Genomic DNA, 24497 nt, shown 5'->3' on the forward strand with positions numbered 1-24497 from the left:
CCGTAGGTATGTGGGAGAGTCGCCATAAGCGTATAGGTGGTCTTTCAGGCGGTCAAAAACAACGTGTAGTTATTGCGAGAATGTTTGCTTCTGATCCAGATATCTTTGTTTTGGATGAGCCAACTACAGGGATGGATGCTAGCACACTGAATAATTTTTATAGACTAATGCATCACAGTGCTAAGAAACATGGAAAAGCGGTTTTAATGATAACCCATGATCCTGAAGAAGTCGCTGAATATGCTGATAGGAATATTCACTTAGTGAGAGATCAATCTTCTCCGTGGCGCTGTTTTAATATTCATGAGGAGGAATAAAAATGACTGTTATTTCAGAAATGCTTTCTTATGAATTTATGCAACGTGCTGTTCTAGCTATTGTTGCAATGAGTTTATTTGCTCCTCTTTTGGGTCTGTTTTTGATGTTGCGGCGTCAAAGTTTAATGAGTGATACGCTGAGCCATGTTTCCTTAGCGGGTGTTGCATTTGGTATCTTGTTGGGGGTTTCAACCACATGGATGACGATTGTTGTAGTAATTTTTGCTTCGATGCTTTTAGAATATTTAAGAGTAGTTTATAAGCATTATATGGAGATTTCTACAGCGATACTTATGTCCCTAGGTTTGGCTATCTCGTTATTGATTACGAGTAAATCGGACAATAGTTCTGGGGTTAATCTAGAACAATACTTGTTCGGATCAATTATTACGATTAATCAAGAACAGGTCATTGCTCTGTTTTTCATTGCTAGTCTTGTGTTAGTCTTATCTGCCTTTTTTATTCGCCCCATGTATATGTTGACTTTTGATGAAGACACTGCTTTGGTTGATGGCTTACCTGTTAGGTTAATGTCATTAGTGTTCAATATCATTACAGGTGTTGCTATTGCTTTAATGATCCCGGCTGCGGGGGCGTTATTGGTTTCCACTATTATGGTTTTACCAGCAAGTATTGGTATACGAGTTGGTAAATCCTTTAAGGCAGTTATTATCAGTTCGATTATCATTGGATTTATCGGTATGCTTTTAGGAGTTATATTATCTTATATCTGGGAGACACCAGCGAGTGCGACGATTACAGTTATTTTTATTGCTATTTTTCTGAGCGTTAGTTTGTTGACAGCTTTGACTCGAAAAATAGCTTCATGAGTATGAAACGCTGGCTATGAAATATTACTCTATGTCATATTATTTGATCATTCTAGAGTATTTAAACGCTAGGTATCAAGACAGTGTTTTGTGATTAATGAAGCGATTAAGTATAAAATCCCCTTCTCCAATTTGGAGAAGGGGATTGATTGTTTTTAGTAGGTAAGTACGAAATATTTCTTTTTACCACGACGGATGACAGTTAATTCTTGATCAATTTTATCATTATCAGATAAAGTGTATGTTAAATCCTGCATACGATCACCATTGATGTAAATAGCTCCGTTTTGAACATCTTCACGTGCTTGACGTTTTGATGGTGAGATTCCTGACTTCACAAGGATTTCAACAATATTTAGGTCGTCTTCAGCATCAACCGAATAGTTAGGAACATTGCTTAGTCCTTGTTTTAATTCTGATGCAGATAGGTTTTTGATATTTCCTGCGAAGAGTTGTTCAGTGATATTGAGCGCTTGGCGGTAAGCTTCTTCACCGTGGACGAGGGTAACAACTTCTTTGGCTAATATTTTTTGGGCCAGTCGTTCATGACGTGCGGCATCAAATTGTTTTTCAATAGCAGCAATCTCATCTAGTGATAGGAAGGTGAAAATTTTTAAGAATCGAACAGCATCGTCATCCATAACATTAAGCCAGAATTGATACATTTCGTATGGTGAAGTTTTATCAGCGTCAAGCCACACAGCATTGCCTTCTGATTTACCAAATTTTTTACCTGTAGCGTCTGTAATAAGGGGCACTGTGAGAACATGTCCAGTTTTATCGGCTTTACGGCGGAGCAACTCAGTTCCAGCTGTCATATTACCCCATTGGTCTGAACCACCGATTTGAAGTGTGACGTTGTGTTTTTGGTTTAACTCATAAAAGTCGTAACCTTGCATGATTTGATAAGCGAATTCTGTATAAGAGATACCAGTTTCAATCCGTTTTTTAACAGATTCTTTGCTCATCATATAGTTAACGGTAAAGTATTTTCCAACATCTCGAAGGAAATCAATGAAACTAACAGAGCCGAACCAGTCATAGTTATTAACCATCTCAGCTTTATTATTTCCGCTTTCAAAATCAAGGAAGTGAGAAAGTTGTCCTTGGATTTTGTCAACCCAACCATCAACAGTATCTTTGGTTTGTAAGCTACGTTCAGCATCTTTGAAAGATGGGTCTCCGATGAGTCCTGTAGCACCACCAACAAGGGCGTACGGTTTGTGTCCAGCTAATTGGAGGCGTCTTGATGTAAGGATAGCAACCAAGTGACCAAGATGCAATGAATCAGCTGTTGGATCATAACCAGTGTAGTAAGAAACTGGTCCTTCTGTGAGGGATTTGACAAGAGCTTCTTCATCAGTCGTTTGGAAGACTAAGCCTCTTTCTTTTAACTCTTCAAAAATGTTCATGTAAGCCTCCAAAATAAGTTTTATACTATCCTTAATTATATCAGAAATACTTTGCCCCATGCAAGCTATATAGAAGTTTGGTATAATGTTTGATGAGGTATTTTATGTCTAATTTTAAGAAAAAATCACGTTCTTGGTTACAAAAGGGAAAGCAGAGTCTTTCCTTAAGGGGACCGAGACATAAAACAAATCGTTCTACTAAGAAAACGTCAGATCGTGGCTGGTTTATGACAGATGGTTTGTCTATTTTGTTACGTATTACGAAACTATTATCTAATTTTATTTATATTATCGTTTTGCTTTTTGTCATGTTAGGTATTGGTCTTGGTTTTGGGTATTTAGCAAGTCAAATTGATGGTGTTAAAGTACCCAATAAATCGGAGCTTATCAAAAAAGTTGAGACGGGTTCACTGATTTCTCGGTTATCCTATTCTGACGGTTCTTTAATTTCAGATGTTGATACGGACCTTTTACGTACACCCGTGCCTAGTGAGTCTATTTCTGAAAATTTAAAAAATGCTATTGTTTCAACTGAAGACGAGAATTTTAAGACGCATAATGGTGTTGTTCCCAAGGCTGTTTTTAGAGCTCTAATGTCGTCTCTTTTAGGTATTGGTGAGTCTAGTGGGGGTTCTACCTTGACGCAACAACTTCTGAAGCAGCAAATTTTAGGAGATGATCCGACATTTAAGCGTAAAGCTAAAGAAATTATCTATGCTCTTTCTTTAGAAAAAGATATGGATAAAGATGCTATTTTAACATCTTATTTGAATGTATCACCATTTGGACGAAATAATAAGGGACAAAATATCGCTGGCGTCGAAGAAGCAGCTCAAGGGATTTTTGGTAAATCTGCTGCAGAGTTAACTGTTCCACAGGCTGCTTTTATAGCGGGCTTGCCACAAAGTCCAATTGTGTATTCTCCTTATAATGGAGATGGCCGTTTGAAGTCAGATGAAGATTTATCATTTGGATTAACGCGGGCGAGCAATGTTCTTTATAACATGTACCGTGAAGGTTATCTAACTGAAGCGGAGTATAAGTCTTATAAATCTTATGATTTGAAACAAGATTTTATAGCTTCTGATACAGTAGAAGCTTCGAAGCATGATTATCTTTATTACTCGGTGATGCAGGAAGCTAAGGGAATCATGTACGATTATTTAGTAAAAAAAGATGGTGTATCTACTCAAGATTTGAAAAATGATGTGACTAAGGCGGCTTATGAAGAACGTGCTTTGGAGGAACTTCAAACAGGGGGATATCAAGTCACCACTACTATTAATAAACCTATTTATGATGCCATGCAAAATGCTGTTAACCAGTATGGATCTATTTTAGATGATGGTACTGGTCGTACTGAAGTTGGGAATGTTTTGATTGATAATAGGACAGGAGGTGTTCTTGGTTTTATAGGTGGTAGGGATTATAAAACTAATCAAAATAACCATGCTTTTGATACATTGAGATCACCAGGTTCTGCGATTAAACCTTTACTTGCCTATGGTCCTGCTATTGATCAAGGTTTAATGGGGAGTGCAAGTATATTATCTAATTACCCAACGACTTATTCTAGTGGTCAAAAAATTATGCACGTGGATGATGAAGGGACAGCTATGGTGACGCTTCAAGAAGCGCTCAATACTTCTTGGAATATTCCTGCCTTTTGGACTTATAAATTATTACAAAATAAAGGGGTAGACGTTGAAGCTTACATGACCAAGATGGGTATCTCAATTGATAACTATGATATCGAGAGCTTGCCACTCGGAGGTGGCATTGGCATGTCGGTGGAACAGATGGCAAATGGCTATCAAATGATTGCTAATAATGGAGCTTATATTCGTGCCCATTTAGTTGATAAAATTGTAAATCATGAAGGTGAGGTTGTTTATCAGCATAAAGCAGAGCCTGTTCAGGTCTTCTCTAAAGCAACGGCAACAATTTTACAAGAATTACTTCGAGGACCAATTGATTCAGGGATAACGACTCAGTTTAAGAATCGCTTGCAGTCCTTGAATGGGGGTCTAGCTAATGCAGACTGGATTGGTAAAACCGGAACCACTAATGACTATTCAGATGTTTGGTTGGCACTTGCGACACCTAAAGTATCTCTAGCTTCATGGGCTGGACATGATAATAATGATTCTTTAGCTAAAATGACTGGTTATGATAATCATTCAAATTACTTAGCTAATTTGGTTAATGCGATTAATCAAGCGGATCCAAGTGTTTTTGGTAATGGTCAAAAGTTCTCGTTGGATCCAAGTGTTATCAAATCTACTGTCAATAAACAAACAGGTTTGAAACCTGGAACAGCTTCGGAAAATGATCGTCGTTATACGATTAGTGGTAATACGACAACTAGCTACTGGGCTAAAAATGGTGCTGGCAACATGACTTATCGCTTTGGTATTGGTGGTACGGATAGTGATTACCAAAAAGCTTGGAATAGTATTATTGGTGGTGGTAGTCAGTCAACGATCATAAGAAGAAATAACCGTCGATAGACTTGATTTTTAAGAGAAATAGTGTTATAATATGAATATCTATTTGACGTTTAATCACGGTTGAAATATTGTCCAACCGTGGCATAAAGCAGTTAAATCATACTTTAAGGAGTCCGATTTAGCTGCTCTTTTTGTGCCTATTTTCGGTATTTTTATGATATGTAACAAACATTTAAAGATTCTGAAAATTGATTGACATCAAGAATGTTAAAGAAGTTATTTTACATAATCATGTTAAATTAACTTCCTCATTAAACTCGAACGATTTTCGTTCATAACTCATTTAATAAAGGAGTAAGACTTGGCAGGACATGACGTTCAATACGGGAAACATCGTACCCGTCGTAGTTTTTCAAGAATCAAAGAAGTTCTTGATTTACCTAACTTAATTGAAATTCAAACAGATTCATTCCAAGATTTCTTGGATAACAGCTTGCGTGAAGTATTTGAGGATGTACTTCCAATTTCAAACTTCACAGATACTATGGAGTTGGAATTTGTTGGCTATGAATTAAAAGAACCTAAGTACACACTTGAAGAAGCGCGTGCACATGATGCTCACTATTCTGTCCCTTTGTTTGTGACTTTCCGTTTGATCAACAAAGAGACTGGTGAAATTAAAACCCAAGAAGTCTTCTTTGGAGACCTTCCTTACATGACAGAAATGGGTACTTTCATCATCAATGGTGCTGAACGTATCATCGTTTCTCAATTGGTTCGCTCACCAGGTGTTTATTTCAATGACAAGGTTGATAAAAACGGTAAAGTTGGTTACGGTTCAACTGTAATCCCTAACCGTGGTGCATGGCTTGAGCTTGAGACAGATGCTAAAGATATCGCTCATACCCGTATCGACCGTACCCGTAAGATTCCATTCACAACTCTTGTTCGTGCTCTCGGTTTCTCTGGTGATGATGAAATCATTGATATTTTTGGTGATGGCGAATTAGTTCGTAACACTATCGAAAAAGATATCCATAAAAATCCAAATGATTCACGTACTGACGAAGCTCTTAAAGAAATCTATGAGCGTCTTCGTCCGGGTGAGCCTAAGACTGCTGATTCATCACGTAGCTTGTTGACAGCACGTTTCTTCGACCCACGTCGTTATGACTTGGCTGCTGTTGGTCGTTACAAAATCAACAAAAAACTTAACGTGAAGACACGTCTTCTTGGACAAACCATTGCTGAAAACTTGATTGACAGTGAAACAGGTGAAATCCTTGTTGAAGCTGGTACAGTTATGACTCGTGAAATCATTGACTCCATTGCTGAGCATTTGGACGGTGATTTGAACAAGTTTGTTTACACACCAAATGATTATGCGGTTGTCACAGAGCCAGTTGTGCTTCAAAAATTCAAAGTGGTTGCACCTACTGATCCAGATCGTACAGTTACAATCGTTGGTAATGCTAACCCAGATGACAAGGTTCGTGCTTTGACACCGGCAGATATCTTGGCTGAAATGTCATACTTCCTTAATCTTGCAGAAGGTCTTGGAAAAGTGGATGATATTGACCACTTGGGTAACCGTCGTATTCGTGCGGTTGGTGAGCTTCTTGCTAACCAATTCCGTATTGGTCTTGCACGTATGGAACGTAATGTTCGTGAGCGTATGTCCGTACAAGACAACGATGTGTTAACGCCACAACAAATCATCAATATTCGTCCAGTAACAGCTGCGATTAAAGAATTCTTTGGTTCATCACAGTTGTCACAGTTCATGGACCAACATAATCCACTTTCTGAGCTATCTCACAAACGCCGTTTGTCAGCCCTTGGACCTGGTGGTTTGACACGTGACCGTGCTGGCTATGAAGTACGTGACGTGCACTATACTCACTACGGTCGTATGTGCCCCATTGAGACACCTGAAGGACCAAATATCGGTTTGATCAATAACTTGTCTTCATACGGACACCTGAATAAGTATGGCTTTATTCAAACGCCTTACCGTAAGGTTGATCGTACGACTGGTCAAGTCACAAATGAAATCGTTTGGTTGACTGCGGATGAAGAAGATGAGTACACAGTAGCTCAGGCTAACTCAAAACTTAATGAAGACGGTACTTTTGCGGAAGAAATCGTCATGGGTCGTCATCAAGGTGTCAACCAAGAATACCCAGCTCATCTAGCTGATTTCATGGATGTTTCACCTAAGCAAGTAGTTGCCGTTGCGACAGCATGTATTCCATTCTTGGAAAACGATGACTCCAACCGTGCTCTCATGGGTGCCAACATGCAACGTCAGGCTGTGCCATTGATTGATCCTAAAGCACCTTATGTTGGTACTGGTATGGAATATCAAGCAGCCCACGACTCAGGAGCAGCGATTATTGCTCAACATGATGGTAAAGTTGTCTTCTCAGATGCTGAAAAAGTGGAAGTTCGTCGTGAAGATGGTTCGCTTGATGTTTATCATGTGACAAAATTCCGTCGTTCAAACTCAGGAACTGCTTACAACCAACGCACACTTGTTAAAGTTGGTGACATGGTTGAAAAAGGTGATTTCATCGCAGATGGTCCATCTATGGAAAATGGTGAAATGGCCCTTGGTCAAAACCCAGTTGTTGCTTACATGACATGGGAAGGTTACAACTTTGAGGATGCCGTTATCATGTCTGAACGTCTTGTGAAAGAGGATGTTTACACATCTGTTCACTTAGAAGAATTCGAATCAGAAACACGTGATACCAAGTTAGGTCCTGAAGAAATCACACGCGAAATTCCAAACGTTGGTGAAGAGGCGCTCAAAGACCTCGACGAAATGGGTATTATCCGTATTGGTGCTGAGGTTAAAGAAGGTGATATTCTTGTTGGTAAAGTAACACCTAAGGGTGAAAAAGATCTTTCTGCAGAAGAACGTCTCTTGCACGCTATCTTTGGAGATAAATCACGTGAAGTTCGTGATACATCTCTTCGTGTTCCTCATGGTGGTGACGGTATCGTTCGTGATGTGAAAATCTTTACACGTGCTAACGGTGATGAATTGCAATCAGGTGTAAACATGCTTGTTCGTGTTTATATCGCACAAAAACGTAAGATTAAAGTTGGAGATAAAATGGCCGGTCGTCACGGTAACAAGGGTGTCGTTTCACGTATTGTACCAGTAGAAGACATGCCGTATCTTCCAGATGGAACACCTGTTGATATCATGCTTAACCCTCTTGGGGTGCCATCTCGTATGAATATCGGTCAGGTTATGGAACTTCACTTAGGTATGGCTGCTCGTAACTTGGGTATCCACATCGCAACGCCAGTGTTTGATGGAGCTACTTCAGAAGATCTCTGGGCTACTGTTGAAGAAGCTGGTATGGATAGCGATGCTAAGACTGTCCTTTATGATGGTCGTACTGGTGAACCATTTGATAACCGTGTGTCAGTTGGTGTCATGTATATGATCAAACTTCACCACATGGTTGATGATAAACTTCATGCACGTTCAGTTGGACCTTACTCACTTGTTACCCAACAACCGCTGGGTGGTAAAGCACAATTCGGTGGACAACGTTTCGGTGAGATGGAGGTTTGGGCCCTTGAAGCTTACGGTGCGTCAAATGTCCTTCAAGAAATCTTGACTTATAAGTCAGATGATGTGACTGGTCGTTTGAAAGCTTATGAAGCTATCACCAAAGGTAAACCAATTCCAAAACCAGGTGTGCCAGAATCATTCCGAGTTCTTGTTAAAGAATTGCAATCTCTTGGTCTTGACATGCGTGTCCTTGATGATGAAGATAGAGAAGTTGAACTTCGTGATCTTGATGAAGGTGAAGATGATGACGTGATGCACGTTGATGATCTTGAAAAAGCACGTGAAAAACAAGCTAAGGAATCAGCAGAATTAGCACAAGCTGCGGCTGAAGATAAATAATAAAAGATGACATAAAAGTTAGTTTTGTATGGTAAAACTAACAAGCTGTTACAAGGTCAGGTAGTGGATTTCCATTACCTTTGACTGCGTAATATTGATAATGAAGAAAGGTACTATTAGTGGTTGACGTAAATCGTTTTAAAAGTATGCAAATCACATTAGCCTCACCTAGTAAGGTCCGTTCATGGTCTTACGGTGAAGTTAAAAAACCTGAAACAATCAACTATCGTACATTAAAACCAGAACGTGAAGGACTGTTTGATGAAGTTATCTTTGGTCCAACAAAAGACTGGGAATGTGCGTGTGGTAAATACAAGCGTATCCGTTATAAAGGTATCGTCTGTGACCGTTGTGGTGTTGAAGTAACGCGTGCTAAAGTTCGTCGTGAACGTATGGGTCATATCGAATTGAAAGCTCCTGTATCACATATCTGGTACTTTAAAGGAATCCCATCTCGTATGGGTCTTGCCCTTGATATGAGTCCTCGAGCTCTTGAAGAAGTTATTTACTTCGCAGCCTACGTGGTTATTGACCCTATGGATACACCACTTGAAGCAAAATCTCTCTTGACAGAGCGCGAATACCGCGAAAAACTTCAAGAGTACGGTTATGGTTCATTTGTGGCAAAAATGGGTGCGGAAGCAATCCAAGATCTTCTTAAACGTGTGGACTTGGAAGCTGAAATCGCAGAACTTAAAGAAGAGCTCAAAACAGCTTCTGGTCAAAAACGTGTGAAAGCTGTACGTCGTTTGGACGTTCTTGATGCCTTCTACAAGTCTGGGAATAAACCTGAATGGATGGTTCTTAACATCCTTCCAGTTATTCCACCAGATCTCCGTCCGATGGTTCAATTGGATGGTGGTCGTTTTGCGGCATCTGATCTTAATGATCTTTACCGTCGTGTTATCAACCGTAACAACCGTTTAGCACGTCTTTTGGAACTCAACGCTCCAGGGATCATTGTTCAAAATGAAAAACGTATGCTCCAAGAAGCCGTTGATGCTTTGATTGACAACGGTCGTCGTGGCCGTCCAATCACAGGTCCTGGTGGGCGTCCATTGAAATCTTTGAGCCACATGCTTAAAGGTAAACAAGGTCGTTTCCGTCAAAACTTGCTTGGTAAACGTGTAGACTTCTCTGGTCGTTCCGTTATCGCTGTTGGTCCTACGCTAAAAATGTACCAATGTGGTGTGCCACGTGAAATGGCTATTGAGCTCTTTAAACCTTTCGTGATGCGTGAAATTGTTGCTCGCGAATACGCTGGTAACGTTAAAGCTGCTAAACGTATGGTTGAACGTGGAGATGAACGTATTTGGGATATTCTTGAAGAAGTGATCAAGGAACATCCAGTTCTTCTTAACCGCGCACCTACCCTTCACCGTTTGGGTATCCAAGCCTTTGAACCAGTGCTTATCGATGGTAAGGCACTTCGTCTTCACCCACTTGTGTGTGAAGCCTACAATGCCGACTTTGATGGTGACCAAATGGCCATCCACGTGCCTCTTTCTGAGGAAGCACAAGCAGAAGCACGTCTTCTCATGCTTGCGGCTGAGCACATCCTTAACCCTAAAGATGGTAAACCTGTTGTTACGCCATCTCAGGATATGGTTTTGGGTAACTACTATCTGACCATGGAAGATGCTGGTCGCGAGGGTGAAGGTATGATTTTCAAAGATCGTGATGAAGCTGTTATGGCTTATCAAAATGGCTATGTTCATTTGCATTCACGTGTAGGTATCGCTGTTGACAGCATGCCAAATAAACCTTGGAAAGAAAATCAACTTCACAAGATTATGGTAACTACTGTTGGTAAAATTCTCTTTAACGATGTGATTCCAACTGAAATTCCATATCTCCAAGAACCAAACAATGCTAACTTGACGGATGGAACACCAGATAAATACTTCTTAGAGCCTGGTCAAGACATTCAACCAGTCATTGATTCACTTGAAATCAATGCGCCATTCAAGAAGAAAAATCTTGGTAACATCATCGCAGAAACTTTCAAACGCCTTCGTACGACTGAAACATCAGCCTTCCTTGACCGTTTGAAAGACCTTGGTTACTACCATTCAACACTTGCTGGTTTGACTGTTGGTATTGCGGATATTCCTGTTATTGATAACAAAGCTGAAATCATTGATGCTGCTCACCAACGTGTTGAGGATATTAACAAGGCCTTCCGTCGTGGTCTCATGACTGAGGATGATCGTTATGTTGCTGTTACAACAACATGGCGTGAAGCTAAAGAAGCCCTTGAAAAACGCTTGATCGAAACACAAGATCCTAAGAACCCTATCGTTATGATGATGGACTCAGGAGCTCGTGGTAACATCTCTAACTTCTCTCAACTTGCCGGTATGCGTGGTTTGATGGCTGCTCCTAATGGACGCATCATGGAACTTCCGATCTTGTCTAACTTCCGTGAAGGTTTGACCGTTTTGGAAATGTTCTTCTCAACTCACGGTGCGCGTAAAGGTATGACCGATACGGCCCTTAAGACAGCCGACTCAGGTTACCTTACTCGTCGTTTGGTTGACGTTGCCCAAGATGTTATCATCCGTGAAGATGACTGTGGAACAGACCGTGGTTTGACGATTACAGCTATCACAGATGGTAAAGAAGTTACTGAAACACTTGAAGAGCGTCTTCAAGGTCGTTACACGAAGAAATCAGTTAAAAACCCAATTACAGGTGAAACAATCATCGGTCCTAACAAGCTTATCACTGAAGATAAAGCAGCTGAAATTGTGAACGCTGGTGTCGAAGAAGTAACAATCCGTTCCGTATTTACATGTAATACGCGTCATGGTGTTTGTCGTCACTGTTACGGTATCAACTTGGCAACTGGTGATGCGGTTGAAGTTGGTGAAGCGGTTGGTACAATCGCTGCGCAATCTATCGGGGAACCTGGTACTCAGCTTACCATGCGTACCTTCCACACCGGTGGTGTAGCCTCAAATACCGATATCACTCAAGGTCTTCCTCGTATCCAAGAGATCTTTGAAGCACGTAACCCTAAAGGGGAAGCTGTAATTACAGAGGTTAAAGGTACCGTTATTGAAATCGAAGAAGATGCTTCGACACGTACTAAAAAAGTTTACGTTCAAGGTAAGACTGGTATGGGCGAGTATGTGGTACCATTTACAGCTCGTATGAAAGTTGAAGTGGGCGACGAAATTGCTCGTGGTGCGGCACTTACTGAAGGGTCAATCCAACCTAAACGCCTCCTTGAAGTTCGTGATACACTTTCTGTAGAAACTTACCTTCTTGCGGAAGTTCAAAAAGTTTACCGTAGCCAAGGGGTAGAAATCGGAGACAAACACGTTGAGGTAATGGTTCGTCAAATGCTTCGTAAAGTTCGTGTCATGGATCCAGGTGATACAGATCTTCTTCCAGGAACATTGATGGATATTGCTGATTTCACAGATGCAAACAAGGATATTGTTATCTCTGGTGGTATTCCTGCGACATCTCGTCCAGTTCTTATGGGGATCACAAAAGCCTCTCTTGAAACGAACTCATTCTTGTCTGCGGCTTCCTTCCAGGAAACAACTCGTGTCCTTACAGATGCGGCTATCCGTGGTAAGAAAGACCATCTTCTTGGACTTAAAGAAAATGTTATTATCGGTAAGATCATTCCAGCTGGTACTGGTATGGCCCGCTACCGTAACATTGAGCCACAATCAGTTAATGAAGTGGAAGTTATCGAAGAAGTCCCAGTTTCAGAAGAAGCAATTATTACAGAATAATCTATCAAAATCGAAAGTTTCGGCTTTCGATTTTTTTGTTATAAAAGCGAAAAGAATCTGATATCGTTGATAGTTAACCAGATAAGGTTCGTATTTGTGTAGTATTATTCAAGCAAATTATTATCACATTAAGCTATAATCATATATAATAGACCACACCAAGAGATTTTGGAGAATCGTTTGGAATCTTTATATTTGATGGTATAATCAAACTGTAATAGAAAGGAAAAGGGTAACGTTATTATCGGGAATGTTCTCTTATAGTCGTTTGAAAAAGAAATAAGATGTTGTTTCAAATTGTTATAGAGCTATCTTAGTTTTTATTCAAGCGAAGGATAAGATAATTTTCATAAAGAACTGAAGACCCAGTACATGCTATGACTTATCAAGTGATCAAAATGTATGGCGACTTTGAACCTTGGTGGTTCTTAGAGGATTGGAAAAACGATATCACTGCTATTAGAGAGTTCCAATCTTATGAGGATGGCTTAGCTTATTACCAAGAAGAATGGCAATCGTTACAGGAACAATTTCCAAAGGTTAATAGTAAGTCGAACCTTATGTCTGCCTTTTGGCGTACAGATGATAAGCGCTGGTGTGAAGAGTGTGACGAGGATTTACAGCAATATCACTCCTTACTCATGTTAGGGAATTGGCAAGAGCTTCCTGAAGACTTACAGGATTTGAACTTTGACCATCGCAATGCAGAAGGGGTCCATCCCACTTGTTCAATCAAACAACATAACACTTTATCTTAAGATAAGGTGTTTTTTGTTGCTATTTTGAGAAATGATTACGAATAAATAGGTGAGGAGGTTTTATGGTTCAAGATTTAGCAAAGGAACTGATTGTTCAGGCAGTCGAATATGAAGCTCAAGATATTTATATTATTCCTAGAAAGAATGATTACGATGTTTTTATGCGTATTAATGATGAGAGGAGATTTATTGAAACTCATGGCTTTGATCGGATGGCTAGTCTTATTAGTCACTTTAAATTTGTGGCAGGAATGACTGTCGGGGAAAAGCGCCGAAGTCAACTAGGATCTTGTGATTATGATATTGGTAGTGCTAAGCTAGTTTCTTTACGCCTCTCAACTGTTGGAGATTACCGAGGGCATGAGAGTTTGGTGATTCGCTTGCTGCATGATGGGCGTCAGGACTTACGCTATTGGTTCAATGGTATACGTAATATCATGGCAGAATTTAGTTCCAGAGGTCTATATCTTTTTTCGGGACCGACTGGGAGCGGCAAAACGACTCTCATGTATCAATTGTTAAAGGAAACATGTAAAGATAAACAGATTATTTCTATTGAAGATCCGGTTGAAATTAAGGATGATAGCATTTTACAATTACAGCTTAATGAAGATATTGGTATGACTTACGATAGTCTGATTAAGTTGTCGTTGAGACATCGTCCAGATGTATTGGTTATTGGTGAAATTCGGGATACGCAAACAGCGCAAGCGGCTATTCGAGCTAGTTTGACTGGTGCTACAGTCTTTGCAACCATTCATGCTAAGAGTATTCCAGGGGTTTATTACCGCATGATAGAATTGGGTGTTTCTAAAGATGATCTAAAAAATAGTCTGGCAGGAGTTTGTTATCAACGTTTGATAGGAGGAGGTGGATTGATAGATGTGGCAAAAGATAAGTTCCAGGATCACTCACCAAGCCAGTGGAACCAATACTTGGTTGAGCTTTTTGAAGCAGGATATATCACTGAGGAGCAGGTTAAAACCGAGAGTATTAGCTATTCAGAAGCAGGTTAAAATCATAAAACTCTTTAATACTCTTTTGTCCTCGGGCTTTAATCTACCTGAAACGGTTGATTTCCTGAAGCGTAGTCAACTGATACCAGATAAACAGGTTCAAATCATGTATGAAACCTTGTTAGCTGGTTTTGGGTTACCGGTTTTGATGAAAAATTTGGGTTTTTCAGATACAGTTGTCACGCAGCTATCTTTGGCAGAAACACATGGTAACAGTCAAAAGACTTTGTCTAAAATTGAAAATTATTTAAGACAGGTTAGTTCGGTTAAGAAAAAGCTGGTTGAAGTGGGATCTTACCCTATTGTGTTATTAGTTTTTTTGGTTTTAATCATGCTGGGGCTAAAACATTATCTCTTACCTCAGCTAGCTGAAGGTAACACAGCGACAGCCATTTTAGAATATTTTCCTCAGTTCTTTTTAGGTGGGCTGTTCTTAAGTGCAATCCTTATCTTTTTAGCTGTTAGGATGGCACCAAAGGTGGAAGCACTGAGGCTTTATCGGTTTTTGAGTAGTCTTCCTTTTTTGGGCAGTCTTATCCAAGTTTATTTGACGGCTTATTATGCACGTGAATGGGGAAATCTTTTGGGACAGGGGGTTGAGATGACAAGGGTTGTGTCGCTCATGCAGGAACAGGAATCGCGACTGTTTGTAAGTATTGGTCGAGATATGCAGGCGGCACTTTTAGCTGGTCAATCCTTTCATGCTAAGGTTTTAGAGTATCCATTCTTCTTGAAAGAGTTAAGTCTGATTATTGAGTATGGTAATGCCAAAGGGCATCTTGGTCAAGAGTTAGAAGTTTTCTCTGAAGAGCTTTGGGAACAGTTTTTTTATCGTGTGAATAGGGCTATGCAGTTAGTTCAGCCCCTTATTTTTGTCATGGTTGCCTTGATGATTGTTATGATCTACGCAGCTATGCTTCTACCAATGTATCAATCTATGGAGGTTATGTAAGTGACATATTATTGGAAACAAATTAAACGAAAAAGTGTAAAAGGGTTCACTCTTCTAGAAATGCTCTTCGTGCTTCTTATCATCAGTGTGCTTATGCTTTTGTTTGTGCCTAATTTGAGCAAGCAAAAGGCGGCTGTTGATGAAAAAGGAAAGGCAGCAGTGGTGAAGGTTGTCGAGAGTCAGATGGAGTTGTATGAAATGAAAGAAGATGCCAAACCATCTATTCAACAATTAGTGGATGGTGGTTATATTACGCAAAAGCAAGCTGATACTTATGCAGAAGCTAAGAAGTAAGCATGTTGAGGGTTTTACGTTAATCGAAGCTCTCTTAACTTTATCTGTAATGACTTTTTTGACCTTAGCGACTAGCGGTTCTATCAAAACTATTTTTAATCAGGTGCAAAATCAGCTTTTTTTCGTTACCTTTGAGCAGGTTTATCGAGAAACGCAGCGTTTAAGTGCTAGCAGGGAAAAGGAAACTGTGCTGCGAATTACAGATCGTTATCTGGAGAATCCTTTGGGGCGCTATCCGGTACCAGATACGGTGGTCTTAGAAAAAGAACAGCAACTGGTTTTTAATCAATCTGGTGGTAATTCTTCTTTGGCTAAAATCGTTTTTAAAGCATCTGGGGAGCGTATAACTTATCAACTATATTTAGGGAGTGGTCAATATCAAAAGAAAAAGGATTAGAGCTTATATCTTATGGGAGAGTCTCTTAGCGACAGCAATTTTAGCCAGTTTAACGAGCCTTCTGTTGGGACAGCTAACCCATCATCAAAGGCAATTAAGGGAGTTGAATGAGCAAGCGCATATCCTAACACTAGCGGTTATGGCAGTGCAAACGCAGCAAAGCCATTTAAAGAAGAATGGTTATGAGGTCAGTATTAATCAATCGGGAGCTGAAACCACTATTAAATCTAATGAGAAGGAGATTTTTCGTGTTAAAGCATTATCACCTTAAGGCATTCACCTTGATGGAGTGTTTGCTGGCATTACTGGTTCTATCGGGCTCCATACAGGTATACCAAGCCATGACTAAGGTGACTTCAACTCATGTTCGAGAACTCAGCCAACCTAAAGATCAGGACTGGTTGCTCTTTTGCCAGCAATTTCGCTCAGAATTAGCAGGTTCTCAGTTGGTTAAAGTTTCTGATGATAGATTAGTCATCTTAAAAAATACCCAAACCTTGGCTTTTGGTAAATCGAAAAAAGAGGATTTTCGTAAAACGAGCGGCGATGGTCGCGGCTTTCAACCTATGATTTATAGTATAGAGTCAGCTCATTTTAGGCGGTTTAATCAGACCATCAGTGTTCAACTCATTTTTAAAGATGGAAGGGTGCGTGAGTTTCTCTATGCTTTTGAAAAAGAGACTTAAAGCAGGTGTGCTCTTATACGCACTCTTGATGGCAGCAGTCCTATCCTTGCTTTTGAATGTCTATACCCAACGTCTAAAGGCAGCTTATCGTATTCAAGAAGCGCAATTGGTATCTAGCCAGGCATACCTTTTGGCAGAGTTAGCCAAGCCTTTAGCTAAAGAAGTTTCTGGGGAAATCCTCTTTGATAAGGGGAGGGTAGTTTACCAGTTTCGTGGGGATACTTTAGAGATGATTGTGACTACTAATCAGCAAGAATTCACCTATCAATTTCTCAAAGAAGCTCCGCCATTGCCAAAAGACAAAGCAGAAAAGATAGGGGCTAAAAAGGAAGAAAAAATATCTCAAACAAGTTCTGATACGGGCTCTGAGCCTTTATAATGTCACCGAAATTTGGTATCATAGTCAAGTATCGGAGGACCTATGAATTTTGAAAAAATCGAATCAGCCTATCAGTTGATTTTAGAAAATACCCAGCTTATTGAAAATGACATTAAGACCAATATTTACGATGCTTTGATTGAGCAAAATGCCTTTTATTTGGGTGCTGAAAATGCTCCTACAAAAGTGGCTGAAAATAATCAAGCCTTGAAAGATTTGCAACTGAGTAAAGAAGAATGGCGTCGTGCCTATCAGTTCGTTTTTATCAAGGCTAGTCAGACGGAGAAACTTCAAGCCAATCATCAGTTTACACCAGATACGATTGGCTTCTTGGTACTTTATCTTTTGGAAAATTTGACCAGTCAAGAGCATTTGGATGTGATTGAAATCGGTAGTGGTACTGGTAATTTGGCGCAAACCCTTCTCAATAATAGTAATCGTGATTTAGACTATCTCGGTTTGGAGTTGGATGATTTATTGATTGATTTATCAGCTTCGATCGCTGAAGTGATGGGAGCAAATGTTAGCTTCGTTCAAGAAGATGCAGTGCGTCCACAGATTTTGAAAGAGAGTGACGTCATCATCAGTGATTTACCAGTTGGTTATTATCCGAATGACGCTATCGCTAAACGTTATCAAGTAGCTGCTACTGATGAGCATACTTATGCGCATCATCTCTTGATGGAGCAATCCTTGAAGTATTTGAAAAAAGATGGTCTAGCGATTCTTTTGGCACCGACTAATCTCTTAACTAGTGGGCAAAGTGATCTCTTGAAAAAATGGTTGGCAGGTTATGCAGATATCTTGGCAGTGATTACCTTACCAGAAACTTTATTTGGTAATCCGGCTAATGCTAAATCTCTGTTTGTCTTGCAAAAGCAGGCTAAAACTAAGCCGGAGACTTTTGTTTATCATTTGTCAGATATTCAAAATCCGGAAATTTTACAGGATTTTATGGAAAATTTGAAAATCTGGAAAGATGATAATGCCATTTAGGAAAAATTTTTGCTATAATGGTTAGTGTATTACAGTAAACGATTTCAGAAGAGGTGACTTATGTCTAAAACAATTGCAATTAACGCTGGTAGCTCAAGTCTTAAATGGCAGCTTTATAAGATGCCTGAAGAAGAAGTTCTTGCTGCTGGTATTATTGAACGTATTGGTTTGAAAGATTCTATTTCTACCGTTAAGTTTGATGGTAAAAAAGAAGAAGAAGTGCGTGACATCGTAGATCATGTTGAAGCAGTTAAAATCCTTCTTAGCAATTTGACTAGTTTTGGTATTATCGAATCATTTGATGAGATTACCGGTGTTGGACACCGTGTTGTAGCTGGTGGTGAAATCTTCAAAGAGTCAACACTTATTGATGATAAGGTTTTGGCTCAAATCGAAGAATTATCAGCTCTAGCACCCCTTCACAATCCAGCTAATGTAGCTGGTATCCGTGCTTTCAAAGAAATTTTGCCAGATATCACATCTGTAGCAGTCTTTGATACAGCTTTCCACTCAACCATGCAAGAGCCTACTTACTTGTACCCAATTCCACGTAAGTATTATACTGATTTACAAGTACGTAAATATGGAGCACACGGGACAAGTCACCAATACGTAGCTCAAGAAGCTGCTAAACAAGTTGGTCGTCCACTTGATGAGTTGAAAATCATCACTGCTCATATCGGTAATGGTGTTTCGATCACAGCTAACTATCATGGTCAATCAGTTGATACCTCAATGGGCTTCACCCCACTTGCTGGTCCAATGATGGGAACACGCTCAGGAGATATTGACCCAGCAATCATTCCATATTTAGTTGAACATGCGGATGATTTGGAAGATGCTGCAGCTGTTGTTAATATGCTTAATAAACAGTCTGGTCTTGCTGGTGTATCAGATATTTCAAGTGATATGCGTGATATTGAAACTGGACTTCAAAACCAAGATAAAGGGGCCATTCTTGCCTATAATATGTTCATCGACCGTATTAAAAAATTCATCGGTCAGTACATGGCTGTCTTAAATGGGGTTGATGTTATCGTCTTCACAGCTGGTATGGGTGAAAATGCTAACCTCATGCGTCAAGATGTACTTGCTGGTTTGACGTGGTTTGGTATCGAAGTTGATCCAGAGAAAAATGTCTTTGGTTACTTTGGTGATATCACAACACCAGAATCAAAAGTTAAAGTCTTGGTTATCCCAACAGATGAAGAATTGATGATTGCGCGCGATGTTGAACGCTTGAAAAAATAAGTCTTCATAACAACATCATAACTCAGTGATTTCGGTCACTGAGTTTTTTTGATAATTTTGTATAGTTCACTTGACATAAAATGTAAAGTGAACTATACTATAAATGTAAAGCAAACTATACAAAAAGTCATCTTAATAAAGAAAAGTATGAGAATATTCTCAATGAAGTAAAGAACCGATATAGTTATGAAAAACTAGCCTTTGAGAATCTATTATCTGCCTAATCTTGACTACTGATAACCTTAACAAGTGAATTTGTTAAGGATAGTAGGGTTTTACTAGCTATATCTTTGTTAGTGAGTATGACTTACTTGTTAAAAGTTTCTTGTCTATTTTGCAGCTTGACATATGGATGATAATGACTATTCATTGAGAAAGGATTGGGATGAAAACGAGGATTCAGGAATTACGAAAGGAACGACGGTTGAGGCAGGCGGACCTGGCTGATGCTATGGATGTAACACGTCAGACCATTATTTCATTAGAAAAAGGTCGTTATAATGCATCACTAGAACTAGCTCACAAATTAGCCAAGTATTTCGGCTTAAGTATTGAAGACGTTTTTATTTTTGAAGAAGAGTAGTAGGAGACATTTATGTTGTTGAAAATGATAAAAAATACGAAAAAAAAGAAGACAAAGGATGCCTATGCTAAGTTGCTAAGAAAACAGATGGTGATCGGTTGTATTGGCGGTATTGCCTTATTGGTGTTATTACCTATCCTTGAGATGTCAGCATATCAGCAGGGAATGTTGGTTGGAATAGTTTTTGCCTTGTTTATCTTCGCTGGATCAAGTTACATGACTCAAAAAGATCCAAAGAAGTTACATCAAGCTTATGTAGTGGCTTATGATGAACGAAATCAGTTAATTAATAACTTGACGACGACTTGGACTTTAGTCTTTTTGATGATTTTAATGAGTGTTTTATTGCTTTTAGACGGTTTCTTTGGCATTGTTCTACCAAATCGTTTCTTATTAATAGCATTTATGTATTTCTGTCTAATCAGTCTTGTTGGAATGAAGGCCCTATTGAATCGTTTTTTATGATAAAATAGTTCTAGTTTACAATTAGGAGTTATCATGAAACAATTTTTTAAAACCTTATGTTTGATGGTGGTCATTGTAGCGCCTATTACGGAAGAAATCATCTTTAGAGGATTTGCAACTAAGTACCTCTTTCCCCAAAAAGAGTGGTTAGGGTTGATTGTAGGATCCTTACTTTTTGCCTTAGCTCATCAACCAACTAATTTTGGTAGTGCTATTGCTTATGGTCTTATGTCTGGTGCCCTTGCTTATGTTTATTGGCGAACTAAGGAAATCAAATACAATATTGCCTTTCATGCCTTTAATAATTTAATCGTATTTATGGCTATGCTTTTTATCCCAATGTAAAAGACGCTGAGATGAGTTCTCAACGTCTTTTTCTGTACGGATTGCTACAGCTTCTTAGCTCTATCGATGGTAGTGTCAATGGCTGATACAACACTGTGGGTGAGGCCAGTTTTTTCCAAATCCATAAGACCGGCAATGGTTGTGCCACCTGGACTACAAATCTTGTCAATCAAGTCATGAGGGCTATCCTCTGATGCCAGAAGATTTTGAGCACTAGATATGACGGTTTGCGTCACGATATCAAGGGCCTGTGTCTTGGTCAGACCATTTTTGACACCAGCTTTAGCCATGGCTTCAATAAAGAGATATGTATAGGCAGGGCTGGAACCAGCAAGGGCTGTGAAGGTATCGAAATCCTTCTCAGCTAGCTCAAAAGTCGTACCAAAACTATCTGTTATCTCATGTGCTAGGACTTTTAAATCATCGCTAACGTCTTGATTAAAACAAATACCCGTAGTGCTTTGGAGAATCTGGGCATTCATGTTAGGCATGATACGGATGAGAGGAAGTCCAGAGTCAGTGAGTTCTTCTAGCTTGTCTAAGCTGACGCCAGCTGCCATAGACATAACAGGCTTGGTAAACGTTAATTCTGCTAAGACATCGTCAAATAACTGAGGCTTGATGCCTAAGATGACCAAATCAACCTCATTGATTAAATCCTGGTGAGATGAAGCGGCCGTCAATCCTAGATTGTTAGCAATTTCTTTTGAACGAGCGAGGGATGAGCCTGAGACGAGAATTTCATGCTCGGTTTGCTTAAGTCCGGTGATAATAGCAGTTGCCATTTTACCAACGCCGATAAAACCAATTTTCATCCTTTATGTTACTGAGCTTTAACTTCAGCTCAGTCCTTTCTAGTATTTCTTAATCAAGTCAACGGTTGAACGGTCGAGACGCTTCACAATAGCTTGTAGGAAGTTTTGCGCTTCGATAAAGTCATCCATAGCGTAGAGTGTTTGATGCGAGTGAATGTAACGGGCACAAACACCAATAGTTGTTGAAGGAATGCCCTCGTTTTTGAGGTGAGCAGCGCCAGCATCGGTACCACCTGCGGATGGGTAATATTGGTATTTGATACCAGCTTCTTCAGCGGTAGTCAATAGGAAATCACGCATGTTTGGTAACATGATATGACCTGGGTCATAGAAACGAATTAAGGTACCATCCCCAAGTTTTCCAGGATTGCCATAAATATCACCTGCAGGCGAACAGTCGACAGCGAAGAAGAGTTCTGGGTCGAATTTGGTGGTAGAGACGTGCGCACCGCGAAGACCAACTTCTTCTTGAACGTTTGCACCAGCGATTAAGGTATGTCCTAGTGTCTCGTCTTTCACAGCTTGGAGCATTTCAGGCACCATGAGAATACTGTAACGGTTATCCCAGGCTTTACTGATAACATGTTTTTGATTAGCTGTTAGAACCGCTTCAGACTCAGGGATGATAACAGAACCTGGGAAGACACCAAAGCTTTCAGCTTCTGACTTGCTGGTAAAACCTGCGTCAAAGACAATATCTTCTGTTTTGGGAAGGGAGGAGCCATTACTGCCCCGTAGGAAGTGAGGAGGGACTGAGCCTGAAATAACGGGGTAGATACGACCATCTGGCGTGTGTAAACTAAAGCGTTGTGAGCTGACAACGAGAGGATTCCAGCCGCCAAGTTCAACCACACGGAGAGTACCATCTTCCTTGATTTCTTTAACCATGAAGCCAACTTCATCCATGTGACCTGCCACCATAATACGTGGGGCATTGCTATCCTCATGATGGCGAATGCCAAAAATACCACCCAGTCCGTCGGTTTGAACGTCATCAACGAGTGGTGTGATTTTTTCACGAAGATAGTCGCGAACAGGTTGTTCAAAACCTGACGTTCCTTTGAGTTCGGTTACTTCTTTGATTTTATTAAATAAATCCGTCATATTAGTCTCCTCGTCTATATAAGTCTTATTAGCATTTTACCACTTTTAATCCGAAATGAAAAAGGAAGGAAGAGATAAGTTGTCTGTGCTTATTTTGGCACAAAAAAAGTCTGAGACACATGATCTCAGACTTTTGTCGTTTAATTAAAGTTTAACGATGTTGGTTGCTTGAGGGCCACGTTGACCTTCTTCAACATCAAATGCAACTTTTTGTCCATCTTCAAGTGATTTAAAACCATCGGCTTGAATTTGTGAAAAGTGTGCGAAAACGTCTTGACCTTCTTCAGTTGAGATAAAACCAAAACCTTTTTCAGCGTTAAACCATTTTACAGTACCTTGTGCCATAATGAGTTACTTCCTTCCTTTTATGATGCGTAAATAAAAGGAGATGAAAATGTGAAACATGATAACTCTGACATTTAATTACTTACCCATCATAACCTTTATCAGTAGGAAAGTCAATGCTAAACATCATTATTCTAAAAATAATGCTAAAAACTGCCTTGGTGCCGTTTTCTTATGGTAAAATAGTGCTTATGAAGAATAAAAAATTAAGCCTTTTGGGTGGTGCCTTGCTTGGTTTAGGGCTCACTGCATTTGCCGCTAAGCTGGCTTATCAAATCGGTGAAGCACAGAAAGAACGTCGTATGGCAGATATTCGTGCTTATTTTAGCCAGTTTGGTGACATTCAAGTTGTTTATATTAATGATTTTGAAGACGAGCATGGTAGCAGTGGTGGCGTTGTTTTGACGGATGGTCGTCAATTTGACTTCACTTATGATAAGGGTGACATCATTGTTCAGGAGGTTGTAGTATGATTAAGGCATCTTCTTATGAGAACATTGCTGAACAGATTGATTCTGGTGAAAAGACTGTTTTTCTCTTTACAGCTGATTGGTGTGGGGACTGTCAATATCTCTATCCCTTGTTAGAAGCGATTGAAGCGGAAAATAATGAGTTTAGGTTTATGCAGGTTGACCGTGATGATTTTATGGATTTAGCGCTAAAATGGGATATTTTTGGGATTCCAAGTTTAGTTGTGCTTGAAAATGGTCAGGAAATCGGTCGATTTGTGGATAAGAATCGTAAAACCAAAGAAGAGATTAATGCATTTTTGAAAGGATTATAAGATAGAATGATTTATTCGTATAACAAAGAACATGTCGGTGATGTGCTCATGGTTATTGTTAAGGAAGATAAGGGACAAAAGGTTGCTGTTGAGCGTCGTGGCAAGGTTGCGCGTGTTTTCCTTGAGGAATCTGGTGACACTGTTGCTTGGAATATTTTTGAAGCGTCTAGCTTGGTTACCCTTGACGGACGCGGTCAGGTCTTTTTGACTGAGGAGCAGGTAGCTGTTTTGAACGCTGAGTTGGCTAAGGAAGGATTTTCAGAGGAACTTGTCGCAGACAATGCGCCTAAGTTTGTGGTTGGGCAAATCCTTGAGATGGTCGCTCATCCTGATAGTGACCACTTAAATATCTGTCAGGTTCAAGTTGGCGATGATAAGACGGTGCAAATCGTGGCTGGTGCACCAAATGCGGCGGTTGGTCTCAAAACGATTGTGGCTCTTCCGGGTGCTATGATGCCGAGTGGTACTCTTATTTTCCCTGGTAAATTGCGTGGCGAAGATAGCTTTGGCATGATGTGTAGCCCACGTGAGTTGGCTCTGCCAAATGCTCCTCAAGTCCGTGGTATCATTGAACTAGATGACAGTGCTGTGGTCGGTGAAGCGCTCGATATTGAGAAGCATTGGAAAAGATAGAA

General features: G+C 39.9%; 25 protein-coding genes (1 of these 25 cut by a window edge). 21 read left to right on the top strand and 4 right to left on the bottom strand.

The features are described 5' to 3' along the window. Both C0J00_RS00750 and C0J00_RS00755 read left to right on the top strand, forming a co-directional pair. Nucleotides 1–317, top strand: partial view of a metal ABC transporter ATP-binding protein gene (locus C0J00_RS00750; protein WP_104967100.1) — the final stretch only. It extends 370 nt beyond the left edge of the window; the window shows 317 of its 687 coding nt (coding positions 371–687); its start codon lies off the left edge, out of view; its stop codon occupies nt 315–317. A 2-nt stretch (nt 318–319) separates the two neighbouring features. Continuing rightward, entirely contained in the window at nt 320–1147 is an 828-nt protein-coding gene (locus C0J00_RS00755; RefSeq protein WP_233995853.1) for an iron chelate uptake ABC transporter family permease subunit, read from the top strand. A gap of 155 nt (nt 1148–1302) precedes the next feature. Here C0J00_RS00755 and tyrS read toward each other — a convergent pair whose 3' ends face one another. Beyond that, complete coding sequence (gene tyrS / locus C0J00_RS00760) at nt 1303–2559, bottom strand: tyrosine--tRNA ligase (protein ID WP_104967101.1); 1257 nt, start codon at nt 2557–2559, stop codon at nt 1303–1305. Nucleotides 2560–2786: 227 nt separating this feature from the next. Between tyrS and pbp1b the strand changes: the two genes are divergently transcribed. The 16 genes from pbp1b (at nt 2787) to C0J00_RS00840 (ending at nt 20814) form a co-directional block, all read left to right on the top strand. Next, entirely contained in the window at nt 2787–5069 is a 2283-nt protein-coding gene (pbp1b, locus tag C0J00_RS00765; protein WP_233995877.1) for a penicillin-binding protein PBP1B, read from the top strand. Between the two features lie 301 nt (nt 5070–5370). Beyond that, nucleotides 5371–8940 carry a DNA-directed RNA polymerase subunit beta gene (gene rpoB / locus C0J00_RS00770; protein ID WP_104967103.1) on the top strand — a complete coding sequence of 1190 codons (3570 nt, stop codon included), beginning with the start codon at nt 5371–5373 and terminating at the stop codon, nt 8938–8940. 119 nt (nt 8941–9059) lie between these two features. Further along, a complete protein-coding gene (rpoC, locus tag C0J00_RS00775) occupies nt 9060–12692 on the top strand; it encodes a DNA-directed RNA polymerase subunit beta' (protein ID WP_104967104.1) in 3633 nt (1210 codons plus the stop codon). 377 nt (nt 12693–13069) lie between these two features. Next, complete coding sequence (locus tag C0J00_RS00780; RefSeq protein WP_205407082.1) at nt 13070–13450, top strand: DUF1033 family protein; 381 nt, start codon at nt 13070–13072, stop codon at nt 13448–13450. Between the two features lie 62 nt (nt 13451–13512). Next, nucleotides 13513–14466: a competence type IV pilus ATPase ComGA gene (comGA, locus tag C0J00_RS00785; RefSeq protein ID WP_104967105.1), complete on the top strand. Its 954-nt coding sequence runs from the start codon at nt 13513–13515 to the stop codon at nt 14464–14466. After that, nucleotides 14390–15418: a competence type IV pilus assembly protein ComGB gene (comGB, locus tag C0J00_RS00790; protein ID WP_199773983.1), complete on the top strand. Its 1029-nt coding sequence runs from the start codon at nt 14390–14392 to the stop codon at nt 15416–15418. The genes comGA and comGB overlap by 77 nt, the downstream gene beginning before the upstream one ends. Further along, a complete protein-coding gene (gene comGC, locus C0J00_RS00795; protein ID WP_104967106.1) occupies nt 15419–15712 on the top strand; it encodes a competence type IV pilus major pilin ComGC in 294 nt (97 codons plus the stop codon). Then, entirely contained in the window at nt 15693–16109 is a 417-nt protein-coding gene (gene comGD, locus C0J00_RS00800) for a competence type IV pilus minor pilin ComGD (RefSeq protein ID WP_104967107.1), read from the top strand. Before comGC ends, comGD begins: the two co-directional genes overlap by 20 nt. After that, on the top strand, nt 16081–16380 hold the full coding sequence (gene comGE, locus C0J00_RS00805; protein WP_104967108.1) for a competence type IV pilus minor pilin ComGE: 300 nt from the start codon (nt 16081–16083) through the stop codon (nt 16378–16380). Before comGD ends, comGE begins: the two co-directional genes overlap by 29 nt. Continuing rightward, nucleotides 16340–16795 (top strand): competence type IV pilus minor pilin ComGF, encoded by a 456-nt coding sequence (gene comGF, locus C0J00_RS00810; protein WP_407697186.1) that lies wholly within the window; start codon nt 16340–16342, stop codon nt 16793–16795. Before comGE ends, comGF begins: the two co-directional genes overlap by 41 nt. Continuing rightward, nucleotides 16779–17174, top strand: a complete 396-nt coding sequence (gene comGG, locus C0J00_RS00815; RefSeq protein ID WP_199773973.1) for a competence type IV pilus minor pilin ComGG — start codon at nt 16779–16781, stop codon at nt 17172–17174. The genes comGF and comGG overlap by 17 nt, the downstream gene beginning before the upstream one ends. 42 nt (nt 17175–17216) lie before the next feature. After that, nucleotides 17217–18170, top strand: a complete 954-nt coding sequence (locus tag C0J00_RS00820) for a class I SAM-dependent methyltransferase (protein ID WP_104967110.1) — start codon at nt 17217–17219, stop codon at nt 18168–18170. A 60-nt stretch (nt 18171–18230) separates the two neighbouring features. Beyond that, nucleotides 18231–19421, top strand: coding sequence for an acetate kinase (locus tag C0J00_RS00825; RefSeq protein ID WP_104967111.1), 1191 nt, complete (start codon nt 18231–18233; stop codon nt 19419–19421). Nucleotides 19422–19806: 385 nt separating this feature from the next. Further along, nucleotides 19807–20004, top strand: coding sequence for a helix-turn-helix transcriptional regulator (locus C0J00_RS00830; protein ID WP_104967112.1), 198 nt, complete (start codon nt 19807–19809; stop codon nt 20002–20004). 12 nt (nt 20005–20016) lie between these two features. Then, nucleotides 20017–20469: a hypothetical protein gene (locus C0J00_RS00835; RefSeq protein ID WP_104967113.1), complete on the top strand. Its 453-nt coding sequence runs from the start codon at nt 20017–20019 to the stop codon at nt 20467–20469. A gap of 33 nt (nt 20470–20502) precedes the next feature. Continuing rightward, the gene (locus C0J00_RS00840; RefSeq protein ID WP_104967114.1) at nt 20503–20814 is read left to right on the top strand and encodes a CPBP family intramembrane glutamic endopeptidase; all 312 of its coding nucleotides are present in this window, start codon (nt 20503–20505) and stop codon (nt 20812–20814) included. 44 nt (nt 20815–20858) lie between these two features. Here C0J00_RS00840 and proC read toward each other — a convergent pair whose 3' ends face one another. From proC to C0J00_RS00855, 3 genes are all read right to left on the bottom strand, one after another. After that, nucleotides 20859–21629 (bottom strand): pyrroline-5-carboxylate reductase, encoded by a 771-nt coding sequence (gene proC / locus C0J00_RS00845; protein ID WP_104967115.1) that lies wholly within the window; start codon nt 21627–21629, stop codon nt 20859–20861. A 39-nt stretch (nt 21630–21668) separates the two neighbouring features. Then, nucleotides 21669–22733, bottom strand: a complete 1065-nt coding sequence (gene pepA / locus C0J00_RS00850) for a glutamyl aminopeptidase (protein ID WP_104967116.1) — start codon at nt 22731–22733, stop codon at nt 21669–21671. A 144-nt stretch (nt 22734–22877) separates the two neighbouring features. Next, entirely contained in the window at nt 22878–23078 is a 201-nt protein-coding gene (locus C0J00_RS00855) for a cold-shock protein (RefSeq protein ID WP_104967117.1), read from the bottom strand. Between the two features lie 116 nt (nt 23079–23194). Between C0J00_RS00855 and C0J00_RS00860 the strand changes: the two genes are divergently transcribed. The 3 genes from C0J00_RS00860 to ytpR are packed head-to-tail and all read left to right on the top strand — an operon-like array spanning nt 23195 to nt 24495. Beyond that, complete coding sequence (locus C0J00_RS00860) at nt 23195–23551, top strand: DUF4651 domain-containing protein (RefSeq protein WP_407697187.1); 357 nt, start codon at nt 23195–23197, stop codon at nt 23549–23551. Beyond that, the gene (locus C0J00_RS00865) at nt 23548–23862 is read left to right on the top strand and encodes a thioredoxin family protein (RefSeq protein ID WP_104967118.1); all 315 of its coding nucleotides are present in this window, start codon (nt 23548–23550) and stop codon (nt 23860–23862) included. Before C0J00_RS00860 ends, C0J00_RS00865 begins: the two co-directional genes overlap by 4 nt. A gap of 6 nt (nt 23863–23868) precedes the next feature. Beyond that, nucleotides 23869–24495, top strand: a complete 627-nt coding sequence (gene ytpR / locus C0J00_RS00870) for a YtpR family tRNA-binding protein (protein ID WP_104967119.1) — start codon at nt 23869–23871, stop codon at nt 24493–24495. Nucleotides 24496–24497 lie beyond the last annotated feature (2 nt).

It is taken from the genome of Streptococcus pluranimalium (genome assembly GCF_002953735.1).
Lineage (GTDB): Bacteria > Bacillota > Bacilli > Lactobacillales > Streptococcaceae > Streptococcus > Streptococcus pluranimalium.

Bases quoted from the DNA above. Each gene is read 5' to 3' on its own strand.
- C0J00_RS00830 (WP_104967112.1), top strand. From the start codon at position 19,807: ATGAAAACGAGGATTCAGGAATTACGAAAGGAACGACGGTTGAGGCAG.
- tyrS (WP_104967101.1), bottom strand. From the start codon at position 2,559: ATGAACATTTTTGAAGAGTTAAAAGAAAGAGGCTTAGTCTTCCAAACG.
- ytpR (WP_104967119.1), top strand. From the start codon at position 23,869: ATGATTTATTCGTATAACAAAGAACATGTCGGTGATGTGCTCATGGTT.
- C0J00_RS00860 (WP_407697187.1), top strand. From the start codon at position 23,195: ATGCTAAACATCATTATTCTAAAAATAATGCTAAAAACTGCCTTGGTG.
- C0J00_RS00825 (WP_104967111.1), top strand. From the start codon at position 18,231: ATGTCTAAAACAATTGCAATTAACGCTGGTAGCTCAAGTCTTAAATGG.
- comGF (WP_407697186.1), top strand. From the start codon at position 16,340: ATGAGAAGGAGATTTTTCGTGTTAAAGCATTATCACCTTAAGGCATTC.
- C0J00_RS00780 (WP_205407082.1), top strand. From the start codon at position 13,070: ATGACTTATCAAGTGATCAAAATGTATGGCGACTTTGAACCTTGGTGG.
- pbp1b (WP_233995877.1), top strand. From the start codon at position 2,787: ATGACAGATGGTTTGTCTATTTTGTTACGTATTACGAAACTATTATCT.
- C0J00_RS00835 (WP_104967113.1), top strand. From the start codon at position 20,017: ATGTTGTTGAAAATGATAAAAAATACGAAAAAAAAGAAGACAAAGGAT.
- proC (WP_104967115.1), bottom strand. From the start codon at position 21,629: ATGAAAATTGGTTTTATCGGCGTTGGTAAAATGGCAACTGCTATTATC.
- pepA (WP_104967116.1), bottom strand. From the start codon at position 22,733: ATGACGGATTTATTTAATAAAATCAAAGAAGTAACCGAACTCAAAGGA.
- C0J00_RS00755 (WP_233995853.1), top strand. From the start codon at position 320: ATGACTGTTATTTCAGAAATGCTTTCTTATGAATTTATGCAACGTGCT.
- C0J00_RS00840 (WP_104967114.1), top strand. From the start codon at position 20,503: ATGAAACAATTTTTTAAAACCTTATGTTTGATGGTGGTCATTGTAGCG.
- comGA (WP_104967105.1), top strand. From the start codon at position 13,513: ATGGTTCAAGATTTAGCAAAGGAACTGATTGTTCAGGCAGTCGAATAT.
- C0J00_RS00820 (WP_104967110.1), top strand. From the start codon at position 17,217: ATGAATTTTGAAAAAATCGAATCAGCCTATCAGTTGATTTTAGAAAAT.
- C0J00_RS00855 (WP_104967117.1), bottom strand. From the start codon at position 23,078: ATGGCACAAGGTACTGTAAAATGGTTTAACGCTGAAAAAGGTTTTGGT.
- C0J00_RS00865 (WP_104967118.1), top strand. From the start codon at position 23,548: ATGATTAAGGCATCTTCTTATGAGAACATTGCTGAACAGATTGATTCT.
- comGD (WP_104967107.1), top strand. From the start codon at position 15,693: ATGCAGAAGCTAAGAAGTAAGCATGTTGAGGGTTTTACGTTAATCGAA.